Here is a 21,141-nt window from a genome sequence, read left to right as displayed (position 1 = left end):
GTGATGAGCGACGGTCAGTTCTGGTTGACGGCGGAGCAGTTTGGGCGGCTTGAACCGCACCTTCCGCGCGACACCCGAGGCAAGCCGCGCGTGGATGATCGCCGTGTGATCAGCGGGATTGTCCATGTGCTGAAGTCGGGCGGGCACTGGGTGGATGCTCCGCCGGTCTACGGCCCCCGCAAGACCCTTTACAACCGGTTCGTCCGCTGGGCGGCCAAGGGGGTGTGGGAGGACATCTTCCATGCGTTGGCAGCGGCAGGTGGACCACCGGCCCAGGTGATGATCGACTCCACGGCGGTCCGCGCCCATCGTTCGGCGAGCGGCGGCAAAGGGGGAGCGCGCCCAGGCCATCGGACGGTCCCGAGGCGGACGAACCACCAAAATCCACGCCCTGAGCGATCCGCGCGGTCGGCCGCTCGCCTTCCTGTTGACCGGCGGTCAGGTTGCCGACTGCACCGCCGCCGACCGTCTGCTCGACCGGATGCCCGCCACCGATCTCCTGCAGGGCGACAAGGGCTACGACAGTGCCGCTGTTCGCCGGAAGATCGAAGAGGCGGGAGCCGCGCCCAACATCCCGCCACGCGCCAACAAGCGCTGGAAAAACTGCTTCTCTCCCTACCTCTACCGGAACCGCAACGTCATCGAGCGCATGTTCGGACGCCTCAAGGATTTCCGGCGCATCGCCACCCGTTACGACCGGTCCGCCACAAACTTTATGGCCGCCGTCCAAATCGCCGCAACCGTCGCATACTGGTTATGAGTCCGGACCCTAGCCCGGACAGCGGCGGTGATGGCAGGTACGGGGTGCTGCGTTAGGACGTCGACGACCCGCGCGTCGAGCAGCGCCGCCAAGCGGCGCCCATTGTTGGCCAACTCTGGTGGTGAAGGGTGAGGAACGGTCATGGCGGCAGTGTGCCGGATCTGGTGGAACGGCGTACCGGCGAAGCGGACACGCGCGCCATCGGCTTCAGCGGGCACTCGCTGCGGCTCTGTTGCAAAGTCGGCCGGCACGCGTCGAAATGGCTGGAGGTTGGATGGAGCCAAGCCGTGTCGGACTTCAAGGGACGCCACTTCGAGGGTGAGATCGTGCTCTGGGCGGTGCGCTGGTACTGCCGATACGGCACAGCGACCATGATCTCGAGCAGATGATGGCCGAGCGCGGCGTCACGGTCGATCATTCAGCGATCTACCGCCGGGTGCAGAAGTAAGCGCCGGAGATCGGGAAGCGGCTTCGCTGGCAGTGGCGCTGCCCACGGTCGACCAGTTGGCGGGTCGACGAGACCTACGTGAAGGTCGGTGGCAAGTGGGCCTACCTGTCCGAGCCGCCGCCAAGCTCTTCCTGTCCAAGGCGCTGAACGGTCTGAAGGAGTGGGAGAAGCCGACGGTCATCAGCCAGCAGCTCGAACTCCAGGACGCATAGCGTCGGCGGTGAAGCCCGTAATCATCATCCCGCGGCCTGCCGGCGAACTTTGCAGCAGAGCCGCTTGGCGGGCATTCACAAGCCGCCGCATTCCACCTGACCAGCATCAGGCTGGACAGTCATTCATCTCCCTTCTCTCATCCCGCGGCTCGGTCGTCGGCCCATCGCGGCATTCGATGCCTGGAGACGGACAGCCCTCGCAGAGACCTGTTGTAACAGCAATAGAACGGCGTTGCAAAAGTTCAGTCGGCTGACGATTTGGCTTGCCACGTTTCCCCGGAGGCTGATAATAGAACGGCGTTGCAAAAATCTAAACCGTGGGGCGCTCGTCTGCTGAGCTGCAGCGGCCCACACCGCGCCCGGCCCAGGGGAGGAAACACAATGCCGTCAGGATTCCGTGTTCTGTCGCGTCAGCGCGCCGTCAGCCGCGAGGTGGTGGAGCGGTTCGCCCAGCTGCCGGTCGCCAACGTCAGTGACAGCATGGCACGCATGGTGGCCGGCGGAGCGCGGTTGCGCCCAATGCACGCCGGTGGTGGCTTGGCCGGCCCGGCGCTGACCGTGAAGACCCCCCCAGGCGACAATCTGATGATGCACAAGGCCATTGCCATGGCCCAGCCGGGCGATGTCATCGTCGTGGACGCGGGAGGCGAGCTGACCAACGCGCTTATGGGAGAGATGATGCTGATGCAGATGGTCAGGCGCGGCGTGGCCGGCGTGATCATCAACGGCGCCATTCGCGACGCCGCATACATCCGGAGCCAGGGGGTTCCGGTTTTCGCAGCCGGCGTCACCCATCGCGGCCCCTACAAGAACGGCCCGGGAGAGGTCAATGTGCCGGTCGCCATCGATGGCATGGTCATCGCACCGGGCGATTTGATTCTTGGCGATGACGACGGCGTACTCTGCGTGCCGTACGACGTCGTCGACCCCGTCTTCGCGGCGGCGACAGCGAAGTATGAGGCGGAGCAGCGTCAGATCGCGAACATCCAGGCGGGCACGCACAGCGCGGCATGGGTGGATGAAGCCCTGCGCAGGCTGAATTGCGAAGGGGTGGAATAGGCTCCCATCCGGCTCACCCCTTCCTTGAAAGGACATCCGTCATGAACGCTTTCCCGACCGGCCGCGAGGGCCGGCCCACCGTTCTGGTCAGCGCCGCGGCGCTCGCGCCCGAAGCCGTCGCCATGCTGCAGCAGGCCGGTTATGCCGTGATGACCACCTCCGCCTATCCGTCCGAGAGCGAGCTTCTCGACGCTGTGAGGGAGCACCGGCCGGTCGCGCTGCTGCATCGCCAGGGCCACATCAACGGTGCCGTCCTTGATGCCGCGGGGCCGGATCTGCGCGTCGTCGCCCGTCATGGCGCCGGCATCGACGGGATCGACGTCGCGGCCGCCAAGGCACGTGGCGTGACCGTCACCCGGGCGGCCGGCGCCAACTCCCGCGCGGTCGCGGAGCACAGCTGGGCGCTGCTGCTGGCCGTGCTGAAAGATCTGCCATCGATCGGCGCGGGCATGGCGGGAGGGCTTTGGGAGAAGACCTCGCGCCACACGCGCGACGCCGAGGGGCGGACCATCGGCATCGTCGGCTACGGCGCGATCGGCTCCAAGGTTGCGCGCTACGCCGAGGCCTTCGGCATGCCGGTCCTTGCCTACGATCCCTACCTGCCGGGCGATGGCCTGCCGGGGCCGGGCGAGCGCGTCGGGGCGCTCACGGATCTTCTGGCCCGCTCCGACGTCCTGTCGCTTCACTGCCCGTTGAGCGCAGAGACCCGTGGCATGATCGGCGCGGCGGAACTCGCCCGGCTGCCGAAGGGCGCGCTGCTGGTCAACGCCGCCCGCGGCGGCATCGTGAACGAGGCGGCGTTGGTGGCGGCCTTGGACTCGGGTCACATCGCCGGCGTCGGCATCGACGTGTTCGAGACGGAGCCGTTGCCGCAGGAGAGTGCGTTGCGGCGGCACCCCAGGGTCATCGCGACGCCGCACATCGCGGCCAACACCCCGCGCGGGGCCCTGGGAATGGCCGCCGGCGCCGCCGACTGCATCATCCAGGTGCTGGCCGGCCGCGAGCCCGCTTTGAAGGGCGCCATTGTCACCCTGGGCGAGAAGACTCCGCTCGCCATCGGCCACGCCGCCTAGATCGGATCGCGTAAAAATCGGGATCGATTTGAAGCGTGAATCCGATCGTGAAACAGAAGCCTACAGCATCGTGCGTTTCATAGTGAACGCACGATGCTGTAGCCCAGGCGAGAACCGTCCAATGTTGCCCCGCCTCTCGCACACCTCCGACCCGGTGCCGCTGTATCTGGAGTTCCTGACCGAACTCCGGGTGCACGGCTTCGAGGGCGATCTGTCGCCGGACCATGCCGCGCGCACCGTGCTGGCGACGGACAACTCCGTCTATCAGGTCACGCCACAGGCGGCCGCCTTTCCGCGGAGCACCGAGGACCTTGTCCGCATCGCCCGCGTCGCGGCGGAGCCGCGCTTCGCGGACTTGCGGATCGCGCCGAGGGGCGGCGGCACGGGGACGAACGGCCAATCGCTCACGGATGGGCTGGTCGTGGACGTCTCGCGGCACATGAATGCAGTGCTGGAAATCAACGTGGCCGAACGCTGGGTCCGTGTGCAGGCGGGCGTGGTCAAGGACCAGCTGAACGCTGCGCTGGAACCGTATGGCCTGTTTTTCGCGCCCGAGCTGTCCACGTCAAATCGGGCAACCATCGGCGGCATGGTCAGCACCGACGCCTGCGGCCAGGGCTCGTGCCTCTACGGAAAGACCCGTGACCATGTGCTTGAGCTGACGACCGTGCTCCTCGACGGCACGGTCTGGACCTCGCGCGCCCTGGAGCCCGCGGACCTGGCTCTGGTCCAGCGCCGCCCGGACCGCGTCGGCGCGGTGCATCGGGCGGTGGATTCCATCCAGCGCGAGCAGGCCGAGCTCATCGCGCGGCATTTCCCGCAGCTCAACCGATGCCTGACCGGCTACGACCTGGCGCACATCCGGGACGAGCGCGGGCGCTTCCACCTGAACTCGGTGCTGTGCGGCTCCGAGGGCACGCTCGCTCTCCTCGCCGAAGCCAAGCTCAATGTGTTGCCGATCCCGCGCCACGCCGCCCTCGTCAACCTGCGCTACGGCAGCTTCGACGCGGCGCTGCGCGATGCGCAGACGCTGATCGGCTTCAAGCCGGCATCGATCGAGACGGTGGACTCCAAGGTCCTCGGGCTCGCCCAGGACGACATCATCTGGGACAGTGTGCGGGTCTTCTTTCCCGATGACGACGGGCAGCGGGCCAGTGGCGTGAACCTGATCGAGTTCGTGGGCGACACCGCGGACGAGGTCGAGGCCGCGCTGGAGCGCTTGATCGCCACGTTGGCGGATGATGGCCAGTCTGGGGGGCAGTCTGGGGGCCGGCGCGGTTTTACGGTTGCCCGGGGCGAGCGGGACGTGACCGCGATCTGGGCGATGCGCAAGAAGGCGGTCGGGCTCCTCGGCAAAATGCAGGGCGACAAGCGGCCGGTCCCCTTCGTGGAGGATACGGCAGTGCCGCCGGAGAGTCTGGCCGACTACATCGCGGAGTTCCGCGCCGCTCTCGACGCCCGCCATCTGGACTACGGCATGTTCGGTCATGTCGATGCCGGCGTCCTGCACGTCCGGCCCGCCATCGATTTAAAGGATCCGACGCAGCAGGCGTTGATCCGCGAGGTGACCGAGGAGGTCGTGCACCTCACGCGCAAGTACAACGGCCTGCTCTGGGGCGAGCACGGCAAGGGCGTGCGCTCGGAGTTCTCGCCGCGCTTCTTCGGCCCGCTCTACCCCGCGCTGCAGGAGATCAAGGCCGCGTTCGATCCGCGCAACCAGCTCAATCCGGGCAAGATCGCCACTCCCGGATCGGGCGAGCTGCTGACCATCGACGGTGTGCCCTTGCGCGGCGCCTATGACCGCGAGATCCCGCCCGATGTGCGCGCTGCGTACGACGAGTCCATGCATTGCAATGGCAACGGGGCCTGCTTCAACTGGGACCCGGATGACGCGATGTGCCCGTCCTACAAGGCGACGCGCGACCGCCGGCATTCGCCGAAGGGCCGCGCCTCGCTGATGCGGGAATGGCTCCGGCAGTTGGCGGTCCTCGGTGTCGATCCGGCGGCGGAAGCGCGCCGGCTGCGTCGGGAGCCAAGCTGGCGGTCGTTTCCCGAACGGCTGCGCAACACACTGGCGCGCCGCCGCGGCGCACCGGACTTCTCCCATGCGGTCAAGGACGCCATGGATGGCTGTCTCGCCTGCAAATCCTGCGTCGGCCAATGCCCGATCAAGGTGGACATCCCGGCCACCCGCGCCAAGTTCCTTGAGCTTTATCACGGCCGCTATCTGCGCCCGCTCCGGGACCATGTCGTCGGCTCGATCGAGCATCTGACACCGCTGCTGATGCGGATGCCTCAGCTCTACAACGCCGTGGTGGGCAGCGCCATGGGCCGGGCCGGGCTGCGGGCGCTCGGGCTCGCGGCGACGCCGAAGCTGTCCGGGCTGGATCTGCGGCGCGAACTGGCATCCCGCGGTGTGCAGGTGGCGACGCCGGCCGCCCTGCGGGCTCTCGACGAACCGGATCGGGCGCGCAGCGTGGTTGTCGTGCAGGATGCCTTCACCAGCGCTTATGAGACCCGCCTCGTCCTCGACCTGCTCGACCTCGTCGCCGCGCTCGGCTTCCGCCCGTGGCTGGCGCCCTTCCGTCCGAACGGCAAGCCGTTGCATGTCCATGGCTTCCTCGGCCGGTTCGAACGCGTTGCCCGCGCCAACGCGGCCATGCTGCGGACCTTGTCCGGCACGGGGGCAACCTTGGTCGGCCTCGATCCCTCGATGACGCTGACCTACCGCGCGGAATACGCGGGCGTCCTGGACCCGAGTGAACGGCCCGGCGTGCTGCTCGTCCAGGAGTGGCTTGCCCAGCACGTTGACGCCCTGCCGCGGGTGGCCGAGCCCATCAAATACCAGCTCCTTCCGCACTGCACGGAGCGTACGACGGCGGCCGCCAGTCTGCCGGCATGGAAGGCGGCGTTCTCGCATTGCGGCCTTGACCTGCGCATCCTGCCGTCCGGGTGCTGCGGCATGGCCGGCACCTATGGACACGAGGCGGAGCACCGCTCGATTTCCGAGCGGATCTACGACCAGAGCTGGGCGAAGCACGTCGCCGACGCTGGCCCAACCGGACAATTGCTGGCGACCGGCTATTCCTGCCGCTCGCAGGCGATGCTGATCAGCGGCGTTCGACTGCCGCACCCCGTGCAAGCTCTGCTGCGCCACCTCGGTTCAGAACGCTGAGCGGGTCCTGTCAGGGTCCGGCTCATCAGAGTTTCGCAGCGCTATTTCAGTTTGCTGACAACGCCGCCTCCGCCTGCACGTCCAAATGGACGAGCTGTTGGGTGCCGGACGGCGAAGGATACCGAAAACGCCATGGAGGAACGCGCAATGCAAAGCGACCACGCCGGGCAAGACGGCCTGGAACGGGCAACGATGCGGAAGGTGATTATTCGCCTCGTGCCCTTCCTGATGCTCTGCTATTTCTTCAATCTGCTCGATCGCTCGAACATCGGTGTGGCCTCGCTGCAGATGCGGCCGCAACTTGGCCTTTCCGCGTTCGCGTACGGCCTCGGTGGCAGCCTGTTCTTCATCGGCTACTTCCTGTTCGAGGTGCCCAGCAATTTGATGCTGCAGCGTTATGGCGCCCGGCGCTGGATCGCCCGCATCATGATCTCCTGGGGCGCCATGTGCGTCCTGATGGCCCTGACGCAGGGACCTCTCTCCTTCTACGTCCTGCGTTTCCTTTTGGGCGTCGCCGAGGCGGGCTTCTTCCCCGGCATCGTCCTGTTCGCGACTTATTGGTTCCCGGCCCGCTACCGCGCCCGGATCGTCGCCGCCTTCTCGATGTCCGTCCCGCTCGCGAGCTTCATCGGCTCGCCGGTCTCGGCCGGCCTGCTGCAGGCGGACGGAGTGCTGGGGCTGCACGGCTGGCAATGGGTTTTCGTCGCGGAAGGCACTCCGACGGTGCTGCTCGGCATCGCCTGCCTGCTCGTCCTCAAGGATCGACCCAATGATGCGCACTGGCTGTCGGCGGATCAGCAAGGCTGGCTGACCCGGACGCTCGATGCCGAGCGGGCAACCACGCGCACCGTCGGTCACCTCTCGCTTGCCCAGCTTGCCCGCAACCCCTACGTCTGGGGCTTGGCCATTGCGTGCTCCGCCAGCTCGGCGGCGAGTTCCAGCCTGTCGGTCTGGCAGCCCCAGCTCATCAAGAGCTTCGGCCTGACCAACTTCCAGACCGGGTTGGTCAATTCGATCCCCTACGGCATCGCCGCGGCGCTCATGATGTTCTGGGGCATGCACTCCGACCGCACGGGGGAACGGCGGTGGCACACGGCATTGCCTCTGATGGTCATTTCTGCCGGGGTCATCGGTGTGTTCTTCGCACGTGATTCGCTGGCGCTGACGGTGGTGCTGCTGAGCTGCGTGCTGGCGAGCTATTCCTCCTTCAAGGGGCCGTTCTGGGCCTTCACCTCGACCACGCTGTCGCCCACGACAGCCGCCGCCGGCATCGCGGGCATCAACGCGGTGTCCAACCTCGTCGGCGGTGGGATGGTGTCTCTGGTGGGGGCGATCCAGGACACGACCGGCAGCTTTGGCGCGGCCCTGCTGCCCATCGCCCTCCTGGCGATGACCGGCGCCCTGATCGTGGTGGTGATGGGCGCCCGAAAGACGCGTACCATCGGCGGCACCCCCACAGCGGCCGAATAGGCGTCGGCCAGATCTGGCGGGCACCGTTGCCCGCCGGTTTTCGCTCATCGGCTTCCCCAAGGGGGCTTGCCCGTTAAGTTAAGCGCCTTGCTCCGCTTGGCGCTTTCCCCTGAAAGGCTTTCGGCGAAGAAGAAATTTCCTAACCGGGGGAGCGATCGGCGTTCCTCCACACGCTCGTGTCAGCTTGGTGGCTTCATCGAGCAGCGTGCCTCGGATCCGCTGGGCGTGCTCCGCCGTCAGCCGGCTCACCGGCCCGGACACAATGAGCGCGCCCATGAGTGTCTGACCGACACCGAACACGGGTGTCGCAAGCGAGGCGGCGTGTGGGTCAGTCGCGCCCGAGGTGAACAACGGCAGCTTTGCATCGACGTCCGTTCCCGTCGGACCGTTGGCGAACAGCTGCAAGACCTGGGCGGAGGCCGATCGGTCCAGCGGCCGCGTGTCGCCGGGTTGCACGTGCAGGCGGATCCGGTTCGAGCTCTCCACCCGGAACAGGCAAAGCCGTTCCTCCCCATGACGCACGTAGAAAGCAGCGGTCTCCCCCGTTTCGGAGGCGAGACGCTCCAGCGCGGGCATGACGTGGTCCGCAAGGTTGAACGCCTGTTGGTAAGCCGTACCGAGCCGCAGCGTCTCTGCATCCAATCGGTAGCTGCCGTCCGGGAGGCGTGTGATCAGGCGATAGCGCTGCAACGAGACCGCCAACCGCATGATCGTGCTCTTGACCAAGCCGGTGCGCTCGGCCAACTCGGCCAGGGTGAGAGCGCCGTCGCCGCGCCGAAACGCTGTCAGAACCGCGAGCGCTCGCTCCACCGCGGACACACCAGCCACGGATTCAGGTTCTGTTTCCTTCGTCTTCGTCATCTTCCAGCCCTCAACCTGGACATTCAATGCCCGAAGATAACTGACTATGCAACGTCATTTCACTTTTTGCCGGCGGCTGATGTCGGCACGTTGATGCACGAATTGCTGCTCGGGTGAAGCGCGCATATGGCCGCGACGCCTTCCGCGCGGAGGGCTGCATGCTGCTGGAAGGATTGCGCTATGCGCCGCAGGCCGTCATCACGGACACGCTGAAACCCTGCGCGGCAGCGAAGAGGGAGACGGGGTCCGGCAGCGAACATCGACAAAGCCGATACCTGAACAATCGCTGCGAAGTCCCGCACCAGCCGACCGGACGGCGCGAGCGGCACAGGAAGCGGTTCAAATCCGCCCGGCAGGCCCGGCAATTTCTGTCCAGCCATAGCCCGATCCACGATCACTTCCAACTGCGCCGCCACCTGATCTCCGCCTCCGTGCACCGCGCCTCCCGCGCTCGGCCGTCACCGCTTGGCGCGGGGTGACTGGCCTTGCTCAGGTCAACGGATCAACGACCCAGACGCGGGGCGGCTCATCGTCATTGCGTCCTTGGCTGGTCAAGTTGACAACACCCAGCCTATGCCGAACCGCGGCTCCGGGCGTCTCCCGCGAAGGCAAGGACGGTGATGATCACCAGCCCCTGGATGATCTCCTGGGTTCCTCCGGGCAGCCCGGCGATCTGCATGGTGGTGACGATCAGGACCAGCAGGACGGAGCCGAACAGGGTGCCGGCCGCGGTGGCGCTGCCGCCGAAGATCAGGGTTCCGCCGAGCACGACCGCCCCGACCGACTGGAGAAGGAAGGGGCTGCCCATGTCGAGGAAGGCGCCCCCCGCCCGTGCCGACAGCAGTGTCCCGGTGAGGGCGGCGATCATCGCGCTGGCGACGAAGGTCGTGGTGACCACCCGGCCGACCGGGATGCCGGCGAAGGCGGCGGCGCGCTGGTTCTGCCCGACGGCGGACAGCACGCGTCCGAACACCGTCCACCGCAGCACGAAGGCGCACAGGAGGGTGGCGAGCAGCGCCACGATCACGATCACCGGGATGGACAGGACCCGCCCGCTGGTGAGCCAGGTCAGGATCGGGCTGATCTGGAAACCGGCGGCCGACCGGTTGGCGAGCATGGTGGCGGTGGCCAGCACATAGCCGGTCGCCAGCGTCGCGATCATCGCGGGGATGCGCAGCACAAGGACCAGCAGGGCGTTGAGCAGTCCGACCGCAAGCCCGGCCCCCAGCACCGCGAGCAGGCCGAGCGGCAGCATGCCATCCGATCCGCCGACGATGTTCACCGACAGGAAGGCCGACAGGGTGATGACGCTGGGGATCGAGAGATCGATGTTGCCGCGCCCTGTGGTGACGACCAGCATCTGTCCCAGGGCCGGGAACAGCAGGAAGGCCGCGGTCGTCATCACGCCGGACAGGCTCTGCACGCTGAAGCGGGCGGTCAGGATGCCGAGAACCAGCCACAGGATCAGGATGCCCAAAAGCGACCACGACCAGGGGCGCTTGTCGGTCCAGGTCAGAAGCGCCTTCATGCCTCGGTCTCCTTGCGGTCGATCAGCGTGCGCAGCGCCAGGATGCCGATCAGCAGCAGGCCCTGGACCGCGGCGTTGTAGTCGGTGCTGATGTCGAGGAAGCTCAGCAGCGAGCCGATGAGCGAGAGGGTCACCGCACCCGCCACGACGCCGGCCGGGGCGGTGACGCCGCCGACCAGCCGGCAGCCGCCGATCACGACGGCGGCGATGCTGAGAAGGGTGAAGCTGCTGCCGGCATTGATGTCGCTGGCGGTGGTGATGGCGGTCATCGACAGGCCGGCAGCGGTGGCGAACAGCCCGGCGACGAGATAGCGCAGGACGCTGTGGCGGAGCGGCGACCATCCGGCCTGGACCAGGGCGTGCCCGTTGTTGCCGAAGGCGCGCAGGACGACGCCCAGGCGCGAACGGTCGACCAGCAGCCCGCACAGCCCGGCCAGCACGACCATCACCGCCGCGGTCGGCAGGCCGGGGATCTGCCAGCCGAAGGCGGCGGCGAGCCAGTCGGGGCTGGAGCCGCCCGGTGCGGCCTGCAGGGTGAAGCCGCAGCCGAGCCAGATGAAGGAGGCGCCGAGCGTCACGACGATGGCGGGAATCCGGCGGCGTTCGATGACGGCGCCGAGCAGCGAATAGCCGGCGAGCACGGCGGCCAGCATCACCGCACCCAGGGCGGGCTGTTCGACCAGCATGGTGGCGCTGACGACGTTCACCAGCCCGGCATAGGCGCCGATGCCGAGATCGACCTGGCTGCCGCCGACGACGATCATCTGCGCGAGCGCGATCAGCACCAGAGGCACCGCGGAACTGAGCAGCAGATCCATGCCGAACAGGCTGACCGCCGACGGGTTCAGCCAGCCCAGCGCCCCGGCGACGAGCGCGAGGCTCGCCAGCGGCATCAGGGACACCAGCCCGGCCGTCCAGCGCGGCGGGACGGATGTGGCCGCAATGGGGGTGGCGGGGGCCGTGGCAGGGGCTGTGGCAGGGGCAGTGGTGGAGCGGCCGGACGCTTCGCTCTGGAAGGCGCCGCCGACGATGCTGTCCTCGGAGATGTCCTCTCCCTCCAGATCGCGCACGACGGCGCCGTTCTGGAAGACCAGCACCCGGTCGCACTCCAGCAGTTCGACATCCTCGGTGCTGAGCCAGACGACTAGCCGGCCGGCATCGGCGGCCTCGCGGATCACCCGGTAGAAATCATGCTTGGCGCCGATGTCCACGCCGCGCATCGGATCGTCGAGCAGCACGATGTCGAAGCCGGGCAGCAGGGCGCGGGCGACCAGCGCCTTCTGTTGGTTGCCGCCGCTGAGGTCGAGCAGGCGGGAGGGCAGCCGCTCCGGCGCCAGCCGCAGCTGGCCGGCCCACCGCTCGGCCGCCTCGCGCTCGGCGCCGGGCGACAGCAAGGCGGTGAAGCGGCGGCGCGCCACGTCGGCGATGGTCATGTTCCGCAGCACGTCCCACAGCGCGAAGACGCCCTCGCGCTGACGGTCGCCCGACACGAACCCCGCCTTGGCGGCACAGGTGAGGTCGGGATCGCGTCCGCCCGCCGCGCAGGCGCGGATGCGGTGGAGCAACTCCTTCTGACCGGCGCCCTCCAGCCCGGCGAGCCCGAGCACCGTCCCGGCCGCGACATCGATGGAGCGGCCGAGCGGGGCGGTCGCCTGTCCGCCGATCCGCAACAGGGGGGCCGCGCCTTGCCGGGCCGCTCCGGCGGCGTTGTCCCCGGTGCGGCGGCCGCGCCGTTCGCCATCGCCGCCCATCAGTTCGACCAGGGCGTGGATGGTGAAGCCGGCGGCCGGTCCCTCGCGCACGACCCGGCCGTTGCGCATCACCACCACGCTGCCGACGACATCCAGCACCTCGCGCAGCTTGTGGCTGATGAAGATGAAGGACACCCCGTCGCGGGCGCGGCGGCGGATGAAGGCATGGAGCTGCGCGCCGCGTTCGCTGTCGAGGGAGGAGGTCGGCTCGTCGAGGATCAGCAGGCGCAGGGCCGGATCGCTGGCGGCGCGCGCGATCTCGACCATCTGGCGCTGGCCCAGCGTCAGGTCGCCGACCACGGCGTCGGGAGCGATGCCGCTGTCGGGAAAGACCGCTTCGATGCCTTGCCGCGCCAGCGCGCGGTAGCGCGAGCGCCACAGCGGCGACCGCCCGCCATGGTCCGGCGATTCGAGGAAGACATTCTCGGCGACCGTCAGGTTGGTGCAGAGCGACAGTTCCTGATGGACGATGCGGATGCCGCGGGCGCGTGCCGCGCGCGGGCTGTGGCTGTCGAACTCCACCGGCGTGCCGGCGATGGCGAGGGTGCCCTCGTCCGGCTGCGTGACGCCACAGAGGATGCGCATCAGCGTGCTTTTGCCGGCGCCGTTGGCGCCGACCAGCCCAAGGACCTCGCCGGGGTGGATCGACAGGTGGATGCCGTCATTGACGCGGCTCGGGCCATAGGATTTCGAGATCCCGTCAAGGACGACGACCGGCCCGGAGCGTGCGGGCAGCGGGTCGCCGTCCGCTGGGACGCGGTCGTGGAGGTGGCGATCCTTGGAAAGGGCGGAACTCATGGCGCGATCGGCCTCTCGTCGGTGAAGGCGAAAACGGGCCGGCTGCGTGCCGGCCCGGCGGCTGTCCCCCGCGGGAACGGCCGGTCCTACTTGGCCTGTGCCTGGGTTTGGCCCTGGGCTTGCTCACCGGAGCCCAGCAGGGTCTTCTTCACCCAGTCCTGGCTGTAGGTGGGGCTGACGATAGTGCCGGACGGCATCGAGCGGAACTCGTTCAGATTGGTCTCGTCGACCACCGTGACCGGCATGGTCAGCGCCTTCGCCGGCTTGGCGCCCTTGGCGATCTCAAAGGCGAGCCAGAAGGCCGCGCTGCCGATGCCGGGGGCCGAATTCATCGAGACGGTCGAGTAGCCGGACTTTTCCTTCTGGACCGCCCACCACTGGATGAAGTTGGAGCTGCCGCCGCCGGTGATGATCGGCGGCTTCTTCTCGTAGTCGCCGCCATACTGTTCGAAAGCCTGGGCGATGCCGAAATCGTCGCCGCCGCCCTGGCCGATCACCGCATCGATCTTCGGAAGGCTCGGCAGAACGTTGGCGACGGCGGATTGCGCCGTCGCGGTGGTGGCCTGGCCGTAGACGGTGGCGACGACCTTGATGTCGGGGAACTTCTTCAGCGCCTCCATCTGGCCGCCGTACATCTCGTTGTCGGGCGCTGATCCCTTGACGCCGCGGACGATGATGACGTTTCCGCGTCCGTTCAGGCGCTTGGCGATCTCGGTCGCCATGTCGGCCTGATATTTCCGGAAATCGAAGCCCAGCGTGTAGGCGCAGGGGGCCGACACCAGGGAATCGAAGGCGACGACGGTGATGCCGGCCTTGCACGCCTTCTGGATGACGCCGTTCAGCGCGGTCTCGGACGCGGCGTCGATGGCGATCACATCGACCTTGCGCAGGATCAGATCGCCCATCTGGCTCATCTGCTGGTTGGTCGAGCCGTCGCCGTTGGCGACGATGAAGTCGGCGATCTTGCCCTCCTGCTTGGCCTGCGTGGCCGCGGCCTCGAAGGATTCCACCATCTGCCGGCGCCAGGTGTTGCCGTAATAGGAGTTCGACAGGGCGATTACCGGTTTGTCGGCCACCGGCTTGTCGGATGCGGCCAGCGCCTCCGGCATGCCGCCGGCCAGCGCGCCTGCCAGCGAGACCGCCGCGACCGGCAGCGCGACCATCAGTCGGGAGGTGAGCGGCAGGGTGGCGCTGGGCCGCGGCGCGGTCCCAGTCAGTCGGCGTTCCATCATCATCTCCTCCCGGTGTTTTTGCAGTAGGGATCAGTCGCAGCGGATTTGCCGCAGCGGATTTGCGGGGAAACTGGCAGCCATGCGCCCGGTCGGGGGCTTACAGCGCGCCATCGCGGGCGCGCCTGCCGAACGGGCTCCGGCAGCGGCTGAGCACGGCACGATCATCATACCAGTTATCGTTCGTGTGCAAGATCATTTTTAAAAAAGATTGTGTTGCTACGAACTGGCATACTGGTATGATGAGTATATCGGAGCTGCGTGACGCCCATGCCTTCTGTCGCGGCCAATCCGAAAAAAATCCCTTGAACACAGGTGAGACGCACGATGTCTGCGCATCGCATCACCGCGACCTACCGGATCGAGACCGCCTGTCCGCTGATGGAAGCGATCGAGACCATGGCCGGCGAGCAATCGACCGGGACCTTCATCCGCCTTCCCGGCGAGACTGACGCCATGCGCGACGCCTATGGCGCGCACATCGAGCAGGTGACCGAACTGGAGCCGGTCGGCTCCCCGTCGCTTCCGGGCGCCGGATCGCCCCGTGACGGAGCGGCAGCCGGCGGGACTCCGCTGTGGCGCCGGGCGGAGGTGGTGCTGTCCTGGTCGCTGGAGAATTGCGGCCCGTCCCTGCCGAACCTGCTGGCGACCGTTGCCGGCAACCTGTTCGAGCTGCGCCCCTTCAGCGGCCTGCGCATCCTCGACATCGCCCTGCCGGAGGCGTTCGCCGCCGCCTATCCCGGACCGCGGTTCGGCGTCGCCGGCACCCGCCGGCTGGCCGGGGTGGAGCAGGGGCCGCTGATCGGCACCATCGTCAAACCGAGCGTCGGTTTGGGACCGCAGGAGACTGCCGAAGTCGCCCGGACGCTGTGCGCGGCGGGGATCGACTTCATCAAGGATGACGAGCTGCAGGCCGACGGCCCGCACTGTCCCTTCGACGAGCGCGCCCGCGCGGTGATGCGGGTGGTGAACGAGCAGGCCGACCGCACCGGCAAAAAGGCGATGTACGCCTTCAACATCACGGGCGATCTCGACCAGATGCGCCGCCGCCACGACCTCGTGCTGTCGCTCGGCGGCACCTGCGTGATGGCGAGCCTGAATTCCGTCGGGCTTGCCGGGATGATCGAGCTCGGCCGCTTCAGCCAGCTGCCCATCCACGCCCACCGCAACGGCTGGGGCTACCTGTCGCGCGAACCGTCGCTCGGCTGGTCCTATGTGGCGTGGCAGAATATTTGGCGGCTGGCCGGCGCCGACCACATGCATGTCAACGGGCTGCGCAACAAGTTCTGCGAGCCGGACGACAGTGTCATCGCGTCGGCCCGCAGCTGCCTGACCCCGATGTTCGACAGCAAGCCCTGCACCGTCATGCCGGTCTTCTCCTCCGGCCAGTCCGCCCGTCAGGCGCCGGACACGTATGCCGCGCTGGGAAGCGCCGACCTGATCTATGCCGCCGGCGGTGGGATCATGGGCCATCCCGACGGTCCGGCGGCCGGCGTCGCCAGCCTGCGCGAGTCCTGGGACGCGTCGCTAGCCGGCATTCCGCTCGCCGAGCATGCAAAGACCCATCCGGCGCTCGCCAAGGCCATCGAGGCCTACGCATGAGCCCGTCCTCCATGGTCCCACCCCCGGCGTTATACCCGCCGCTGCCCGACGGGCTGCTTCTGAGCTATTACGGCGACGACTATACCGGTTCGGCCGCGGTGATGGAGGTGATGAGCTTCGCCGGTTTGGCCACCGTGCTGTTCCTCGACGTGCCGACGCCGGAACGCCTGGCCCGCTTCGCCGGATACCGGGGGGTCGGCATCGCCGGAGTGGCGCGGTCACAAACGCCGGAGTGGATGGAGGCCAACCTTCCGCCGGTGTTCCGGGCGATGGCGGCGATGGGCGCGCCGCTCGCCCACTACAAGATCTGCTCCACCCTCGATTCGGCTCCCCACATCGGGTCGGTCGGCAAGGCGGCCGAGCTGGCGTTGCCGATCCTCGGGTGCGCCGGCTGGAGTCCGCTGGTGGCGGCGGCCCCGGCAATCGCCCGGTATCAGGCCTTCGGCAACCTCTTCGCGGTGGCGGCCGACGGCGTGCGCCATCGGCTCGACCGGCATCCCGGCATGGCGCGCCATCCGGTGACCCCGATGGACGAGGCGGACGTGCGGCTGCACATCGCCCGGCAGACCGGGCTTTCGCTGGGGCTGGTCGATCTGGTCGCCATGAAGACCGGCGCCGCCGATGCGGCCCTCGCCGCGGAGCGGGCGCGTGGAGCGGCGATTGTGGCGCTCGACGTCGTCGATGCGGAGACGCTGCGCGAAGCCGGCCGGCTGATCTGGGAGGGGCGCGGCGACGGGCTGTTCGCCCTCGGCTCGCAGGGGGTCGAGTATGCGCTGGTCGCGCATTGGCAGGCAGCCGGTCTGATCGATCCGCCGAAGGAGCCGTTTCGCGCGTCTCCCGCGGAGCGGATCGCCTGCGTGTCCGGGTCCTGCGCACCGGTCACCGCCAACCAGATCGCCGTCGCCGGCGAGAACGGCTTCTCGCCCTTGCGTATCGACGCGGCCCGCGCCGTCGACGTGGCGGAGTGGGAGCGTGAATTGGGACGCGCCGCGGAGGCCGCGCTGGCGGCGGCCGGGCAGGGGCGCGATCCGCTGGTCTTCTCCGCCATGGGACCGGACGACCCTGCCGTCGCCCGCCTGCGCGACGCCACCGCGTCGAACGGGCTGAGTGCAGACGACGTCAACGACCGCATCGGCGCCGGGCTCGGCCGATTGCTCGACCGAGTGCTGCGGACCGCGGGGCTGAGGCGCGGCGTCATCGCCGGCGGCGATACCTCGGGCCATGCGGCCATGCAGCTGGGCATCCACGCCCTGACGGTTCTGGCGCCGATTGCGCCGGGTGCTCCGCTGTGCCGGGCCCATTCGGACGAGCCGGCCCATGACGGGCTGGAGATCGCGTTGAAAGGCGGCCAGATGGGCGCGCCCGACTATTTCGCCGCGGTCAAGCGCGGCTCTGCCACTTCCTGAGCTTTTCAAAAAGGATCGAAGACAGATGACCAAGATTGCTCTGCTCGGCGCCGGCGGGAAAATGGGCGTCCGGCTGGCCTCCAACCTCCACGGCTCGCGCTTCACCGTCGATCATGTGGAAATCTCCGACGAAGGCCGTGCCCGGCTGAAATCGGCCATCGGCGTCGAGTGCGTCGACCGCGAGCAGGCGCTGGCAAACGCCGACGTGGTGCTGATGGCGGTGCCAGACCGGCTGATCGGCAAGATCGCCCATTCCTTCATCGACCAAGTGCGGCCCGGCACCGCCATCATCATGCTCGACGCCGCCGCGCCCTATGCCGGCCTGCTGCCCGAGCGCGGCGACGTCACCTATTTCGTCACCCATCCCTGCCATCCGCCGATCTTCAACGACGAGGTGGAGCCGTCGGCGAAGTCAGACTTCTTTGGCGGGATCGCCGCCAAGCAGCACATCGTCTGCGTGCTGATGCAGGGGCCGGAGGAGCATTACGCCCTCTGCGAGGATATTTCGCGCACCATCTACAAGCCGGTCATGCGCTCGCACCGCGTCACCGTGGAGCAGCTGGCGTTCCTAGAGCCGGCGCTGTCGGAGACCGTCGGCGCCACCCTGTCGCTGGCGATGCGCGACGCCGTGGACGAGGCGGAGCGCCAGGGCGTTCCCCGTCAGGCCGCCATCGACTTCATGCTGGGGCATCTGAACATCGAGCTGGCCATCGCCTTCAACATCTTCCCCGAAGGCCGCTTCTCAGACGGCGCGCTGCATGCCATCGACAAGGCCAAGCCGGAGATCTTCCGCGACGGCTGGCTCGGCCGCGTCTTCGACCGCGAGGCCGTCCTGAAGTCGGTGAAGGACATCTGCGCTTAAAGGCATCCGGCGCGGCGGCGTTGCGCTATACTGATGTGATCGTCATACCGGGGTGCTCCAATGGGTTTCGACCGCCGACCGCGGAACCCTGAAACGGAGGCACACCGGTGGGCGTCGCCTTCGGCGGATCCCCTGGGCCGCGCGTCCGGAGGCTCCTTCCGGTACGTCCCACAGCAGAGTTGATCATGAGCGCCATCGATCCGATCCCCCGCCGCAAGCTTTCGCAGGAGGTCCTCGACCGGCTCCTGACGCGGATTTCGACCGGAGATTACGCGCCCGGAGACCAGCTTCCCTCCGAACGGCAGCTGATGGAGATGTTCCAGGTCGGGCGTCCGGCGATCCGCGAGGCGATGCAGACGCTGGCCCATATGGGGCTGGTCTCCATCACCCACGGCGAGCGGGCACGGGTGACGCCGGTCACCGCCGAGAAGCTGATCGAGCAGGTCGGCGGCTCCGCCCGTCATTTCCTGGCCACCGCGCCGGAAAATCTCGGGCATCTGAAGGAGGCGCGCCTGTTCTTCGAGGTCGGAATGGTCCGCATCGCCGCGGAGCGGGCGACGGAGGCCGACATCGACAGGCTGGGCTGGCGCCTGCACGAACAGCGGGAGAGCATGAACGACCGCGGTCAGTTCCTGGCCCGCGACATGGCCTTCCACCGCGAGATCGCCGCGATTTCCGGCAACCCGATCTATGCGGCCGTCAGCCAGGCAATGTTCGACTGGATGTCGGCCTACTACGTCAACCTGCTGCGGGCGCCCGGCATGGAGATGCTGACCATCGAAGAGCATGAGCGCATCTTCGACGGCATCGCCGTGCGCGATCCGGACGCCGCGGCCGAGGCGATGACCGACCATCTCAAGCGTGCCCACCACCTTTATCGCCAGGTGCAGGATCAGGTCGCCGGACCGTCCGCGGAGCAGGGTGGGGACGAGGGGCAGGGCTGACGCTTCACCTCACCGGAAATTCCAGGGAAGGACCTGTCGTGTTCGACCGCCCGTCGTCCATCTCGGACCATGCCATCGCGTGCTTCGGCACAGCCCAGCCGCCGTCGCGTCCCCATGTCCTGCGGGCCGGCCCTCTCAGCGCCGAGCTGGAGGATGGCGCCGTCCGCGCCATCCGCTGGCGCGATGTGGAGATCCTGCGCGGCGTCGCCTTCCTGGTGCGGGACGCCCATTGGGGCACGCCGTCCGCCCAACTGTCCGATCCGGAGGTGACGGAGACGCCCGGCCGCTTCGACGTCCGGTTCCAGGGGCTGGTGGACAAGGACGGGCAACGCTTCCGCTACGAGGTGCGGATCGGCGGGTCGGCCGATGGCGAGTTCGTCTTCGAGGCCGCCGGCATGGCGGAAACCGACATCCTCACCTGCCGAACCGGTTTCGTCGTGCTGCATCCCATCGCCGGGATGGCCGGCCGGCCGGTCAGGATCGAACATGCCGACGGCAGCGAGGAGGAGAGCTGCTTCCCGGCGCTGGTCAGCCCCGGCCAGCCGATTTTCTCGATCCGCAGCCTTGCGCACGAACCGGCGCCGGGGCTGCACGCCCTCTGCCGCCTGGACGGCGACGTGTTCGAGATGGAGGACCAGAGGAACTGGACCGACGCCTCTTTCAAGACCTATGTCCGGCCGCTGGCGCTGCCGACGCCCTATCTGCTGTCCGCGGGGACGCGGCTGGAGCAGGCGGTCAGGCTGACCGTCAGGGAGGAAGCCGGGGGCGACAAGGGGCTGCCTGCCGCCCGGCCGTCGGATGGCGTGCAGCGGCTGACGCTGGGGGAGGCGCTGGGTGCCACGATGCCGCCGGTGGGTGTGGGGATCGACACGCTTCGGCTGCCGGCGCAGGAGGCCGGGGTCTCCCTCATCCGGGATGCCGGTGTGCGGCTGCTCGTCGGCCGGTACGACCCGCGGATCTCCGGCGACGAAACGCTGGCAGCCTTCACCCGGCTGGTGGAGGCGACGGGTGCGGAGCTGCTGCTCGAACTGCCGTTGCCCTGTCGCGAAGCGCCCGATACCGAGCTGGGAGGAATTGCTGCCCGCATCGATGCCGCCCGCCTTCCGCTCTCCGGGCTGACGGTGGCGCCCGCCGCCTATCTCAGGAGCCATCAGCCTTCCGGCCCCTGGCCGGACGGGCCGTCCTTCGCCGACATCTACCAAGCCACGAGACGCGCTTTCCCCGGACTGCCGGTCGGCGGCGGGGTCCATGCCTATTTCTCCGAACTGAACCGGGCCCGGCCGCCGACGGTGGGCTGCGACTATGTCAGCTTCTGCACCAGCCCCCTCGTTCATGCCGCCGACGAGCGGTCGATAGCCCAGTCTCTGGAAGCCCTGCCGGCCATCATGGAGACGGCGCGCTCCTTCTGCGGCGGCCTGCCGATCCGGGTCGGTCCATCCGCCATCGGGATGCGCGACAACCCCTATGGTCCGGGGCCGGTCGACAACCCCGGCAACGGTCGGGTGCCGATGGCGCGCATGGATCCCCGACAGCGCGGGCTGTTCGGCGCCGGCTGGTATCTGGGCTATGTCGCCGGGCTTGCGCGGCAGGGCGCCGCCTCCGTCACGCTCGGGGCCATGGCCGGTGAGTTCGGTTTCGTCTATCGGGCCGGTGAGTGGCCGCAGCCCTGGTTCTACCACGAGCCGGCGGCAGTCTATCCCGCCTACCATGTCCTCCGTGCGGTGACCTCGGCCGGCGGAGCCCCGCTGGTCGAGTGCCGCTTCGACGGGCCGGGGGAGCCGCCGGTCGCCCTGGCATGGCAAAGACCGGACGGGGCGGTCGAGCTATGGCTTGCCAACCTCACAGCCGGGCCGATCCAGCTGGAGATCGCCGGCGTTCGCGGTGGCAGGCTCCATATGCTGACCGCCCCTGATTTCGCCTAGTCCTGCCGTGATCCGCAATGGATGGTGGGAGAGGGCGAAGT

The 21,141-nt window shown here is 68.2% G+C and carries 15 protein-coding genes and 1 pseudogene; 12 read left to right on the top strand and 4 right to left on the bottom strand.

The genetic code is table 11. From position 1 onward, the window contains the following. Positions 1 to 3 precede the first annotated feature (3 nt). From ABNQ38_RS31510 to ABNQ38_RS31485, 6 genes and pseudogenes are all read left to right on the top strand, one after another. A protein-coding gene (locus ABNQ38_RS31510) for an IS5 family transposase (protein ID WP_377810231.1) occupies positions 4 to 760 on the top strand; the annotation gives its coding sequence in 2 pieces (ribosomal slippage) (positions 4 to 338 and positions 337 to 760; 759 coding nt in all). A gap of 287 nt (positions 761 to 1,047) precedes the next feature. Further along, positions 1,048 to 1,393, top strand: a pseudogene (locus ABNQ38_RS31505) (transposase); the annotation flags it as partial. 408 nt (positions 1,394 to 1,801) lie between these two features. After that, the gene (locus tag ABNQ38_RS31500) at positions 1,802 to 2,479 is read left to right on the top strand and encodes an RraA family protein (RefSeq protein ID WP_377810230.1); all 678 of its coding nucleotides are present in this window, start codon (positions 1,802 to 1,804) and stop codon (positions 2,477 to 2,479) included. Between the two features lie 41 nt (positions 2,480 to 2,520). After that, on the top strand, positions 2,521 to 3,552 hold the full coding sequence (locus tag ABNQ38_RS31495) for an NAD(P)-dependent oxidoreductase (protein WP_377810229.1): 1,032 nt from the start codon (positions 2,521 to 2,523) through the stop codon (positions 3,550 to 3,552). A 121-nt stretch (positions 3,553 to 3,673) separates the two neighbouring features. Then, a complete protein-coding gene (locus ABNQ38_RS31490; protein WP_377810228.1) occupies positions 3,674 to 6,727 on the top strand; it encodes an FAD-binding and (Fe-S)-binding domain-containing protein in 3,054 nt (1,017 codons plus the stop codon). A gap of 132 nt (positions 6,728 to 6,859) precedes the next feature. Beyond that, positions 6,860 to 8,197 carry an MFS transporter gene (locus ABNQ38_RS31485; RefSeq protein WP_377810227.1) on the top strand — a complete coding sequence of 446 codons (1,338 nt, stop codon included), beginning with the start codon at positions 6,860 to 6,862 and terminating at the stop codon, positions 8,195 to 8,197. Positions 8,198 to 8,275: 78 nt separating this feature from the next. On the opposite strand, the gene ABNQ38_RS31480 is transcribed toward ABNQ38_RS31485, so the two are convergent. After that, positions 8,276 to 9,058: an IclR family transcriptional regulator gene (locus ABNQ38_RS31480; RefSeq protein WP_377810226.1), complete on the bottom strand. Its 783-nt coding sequence runs from the start codon at positions 9,056 to 9,058 to the stop codon at positions 8,276 to 8,278. A 158-nt stretch (positions 9,059 to 9,216) separates the two neighbouring features. Between ABNQ38_RS31480 and ABNQ38_RS31475 the strand changes: the two genes are divergently transcribed. After that, positions 9,217 to 9,537, top strand: coding sequence for a DDE-type integrase/transposase/recombinase (locus ABNQ38_RS31475; protein ID WP_377810225.1), 321 nt, complete (start codon positions 9,217 to 9,219; stop codon positions 9,535 to 9,537). A 92-nt stretch (positions 9,538 to 9,629) separates the two neighbouring features. Here the strand turns inward: ABNQ38_RS31475 and ABNQ38_RS31470 are convergent, their stop codons facing one another. From ABNQ38_RS31470 to ABNQ38_RS31460, 3 genes are all read right to left on the bottom strand, one after another. Continuing rightward, a complete protein-coding gene (locus tag ABNQ38_RS31470; protein ID WP_377810224.1) occupies positions 9,630 to 10,586 on the bottom strand; it encodes an ABC transporter permease in 957 nt (318 codons plus the stop codon). Further along, the gene (locus ABNQ38_RS31465) at positions 10,583 to 13,135 is read right to left on the bottom strand and encodes an ATP-binding cassette domain-containing protein (protein WP_377810223.1); all 2,553 of its coding nucleotides are present in this window, start codon (positions 13,133 to 13,135) and stop codon (positions 10,583 to 10,585) included. The genes ABNQ38_RS31470 and ABNQ38_RS31465 overlap by 4 nt, the downstream gene beginning before the upstream one ends. An 86-nt stretch (positions 13,136 to 13,221) precedes the next feature. Beyond that, positions 13,222 to 14,364: an ABC transporter substrate-binding protein gene (locus ABNQ38_RS31460; RefSeq protein WP_377810222.1), complete on the bottom strand. Its 1,143-nt coding sequence runs from the start codon at positions 14,362 to 14,364 to the stop codon at positions 13,222 to 13,224. A 327-nt stretch (positions 14,365 to 14,691) separates the two neighbouring features. Here ABNQ38_RS31460 and ABNQ38_RS31455 point away from each other — a divergent pair, with 327 nt between their 5' ends. From ABNQ38_RS31455 to ABNQ38_RS31435, 5 genes are all read left to right on the top strand, one after another. Further along, positions 14,692 to 15,966, top strand: a complete 1,275-nt coding sequence (locus tag ABNQ38_RS31455) for a ribulose-bisphosphate carboxylase large subunit family protein (protein ID WP_377810221.1) — start codon at positions 14,692 to 14,694, stop codon at positions 15,964 to 15,966. Further along, positions 15,963 to 17,372 (top strand): four-carbon acid sugar kinase family protein, encoded by a 1,410-nt coding sequence (locus ABNQ38_RS31450; RefSeq protein ID WP_377810220.1) that lies wholly within the window; start codon positions 15,963 to 15,965, stop codon positions 17,370 to 17,372. The genes ABNQ38_RS31455 and ABNQ38_RS31450 overlap by 4 nt, the downstream gene beginning before the upstream one ends. Before the next feature lie 25 nt (positions 17,373 to 17,397). Then, on the top strand, positions 17,398 to 18,234 hold the full coding sequence (locus ABNQ38_RS31445; protein WP_377810219.1) for a phosphogluconate dehydrogenase C-terminal domain-containing protein: 837 nt from the start codon (positions 17,398 to 17,400) through the stop codon (positions 18,232 to 18,234). A 185-nt stretch (positions 18,235 to 18,419) separates the two neighbouring features. After that, positions 18,420 to 19,178, top strand: a complete 759-nt coding sequence (locus tag ABNQ38_RS31440; RefSeq protein WP_377810218.1) for a transcriptional regulator NanR — start codon at positions 18,420 to 18,422, stop codon at positions 19,176 to 19,178. Between the two features lie 38 nt (positions 19,179 to 19,216). Beyond that, positions 19,217 to 21,100: a hypothetical protein gene (locus ABNQ38_RS31435; RefSeq protein WP_377810217.1), complete on the top strand. Its 1,884-nt coding sequence runs from the start codon at positions 19,217 to 19,219 to the stop codon at positions 21,098 to 21,100. Positions 21,101 to 21,141 lie beyond the last annotated feature (41 nt).

The sequence above is a fragment of the Azospirillum sp. A29 genome (genome assembly GCF_042604625.1).
GTDB classification, from domain to species: Bacteria; Pseudomonadota; Alphaproteobacteria; order Azospirillales; family Azospirillaceae; genus Azospirillum; species Azospirillum palustre.
This window is presented reverse-complemented; position numbering and strand designations above follow the sequence as displayed.

What these genes read in the sequence shown, in the direction of transcription:
- ABNQ38_RS31470 (WP_377810224.1), bottom strand. Translation starts at nt 10,586, where the DNA reads ATGAAGGCGCTTCTGACCTGGACCGACAAGCGCCCCTGGTCGTGGTCG.
- ABNQ38_RS31490 (WP_377810228.1), top strand. Translation starts at nt 3,674, where the DNA reads ATGTTGCCCCGCCTCTCGCACACCTCCGACCCGGTGCCGCTGTATCTG.
- ABNQ38_RS31465 (WP_377810223.1), bottom strand. Translation starts at nt 13,135, where the DNA reads ATGAGTTCCGCCCTTTCCAAGGATCGCCACCTCCACGACCGCGTCCCA.
- ABNQ38_RS31450 (WP_377810220.1), top strand. Translation starts at nt 15,963, where the DNA reads ATGAGCCCGTCCTCCATGGTCCCACCCCCGGCGTTATACCCGCCGCTG.
- ABNQ38_RS31445 (WP_377810219.1), top strand. Translation starts at nt 17,398, where the DNA reads ATGACCAAGATTGCTCTGCTCGGCGCCGGCGGGAAAATGGGCGTCCGG.
- ABNQ38_RS31455 (WP_377810221.1), top strand. Translation starts at nt 14,692, where the DNA reads ATGTCTGCGCATCGCATCACCGCGACCTACCGGATCGAGACCGCCTGT.
- ABNQ38_RS31475 (WP_377810225.1), top strand. Translation starts at nt 9,217, where the DNA reads ATGCTGCTGGAAGGATTGCGCTATGCGCCGCAGGCCGTCATCACGGAC.
- ABNQ38_RS31495 (WP_377810229.1), top strand. Translation starts at nt 2,521, where the DNA reads ATGAACGCTTTCCCGACCGGCCGCGAGGGCCGGCCCACCGTTCTGGTC.
- ABNQ38_RS31485 (WP_377810227.1), top strand. Translation starts at nt 6,860, where the DNA reads ATGGAGGAACGCGCAATGCAAAGCGACCACGCCGGGCAAGACGGCCTG.
- ABNQ38_RS31500 (WP_377810230.1), top strand. Translation starts at nt 1,802, where the DNA reads ATGCCGTCAGGATTCCGTGTTCTGTCGCGTCAGCGCGCCGTCAGCCGC.
- ABNQ38_RS31480 (WP_377810226.1), bottom strand. Translation starts at nt 9,058, where the DNA reads ATGACGAAGACGAAGGAAACAGAACCTGAATCCGTGGCTGGTGTGTCC.
- ABNQ38_RS31460 (WP_377810222.1), bottom strand. Translation starts at nt 14,364, where the DNA reads ATGGAACGCCGACTGACTGGGACCGCGCCGCGGCCCAGCGCCACCCTG.
- ABNQ38_RS31440 (WP_377810218.1), top strand. Translation starts at nt 18,420, where the DNA reads ATGAGCGCCATCGATCCGATCCCCCGCCGCAAGCTTTCGCAGGAGGTC.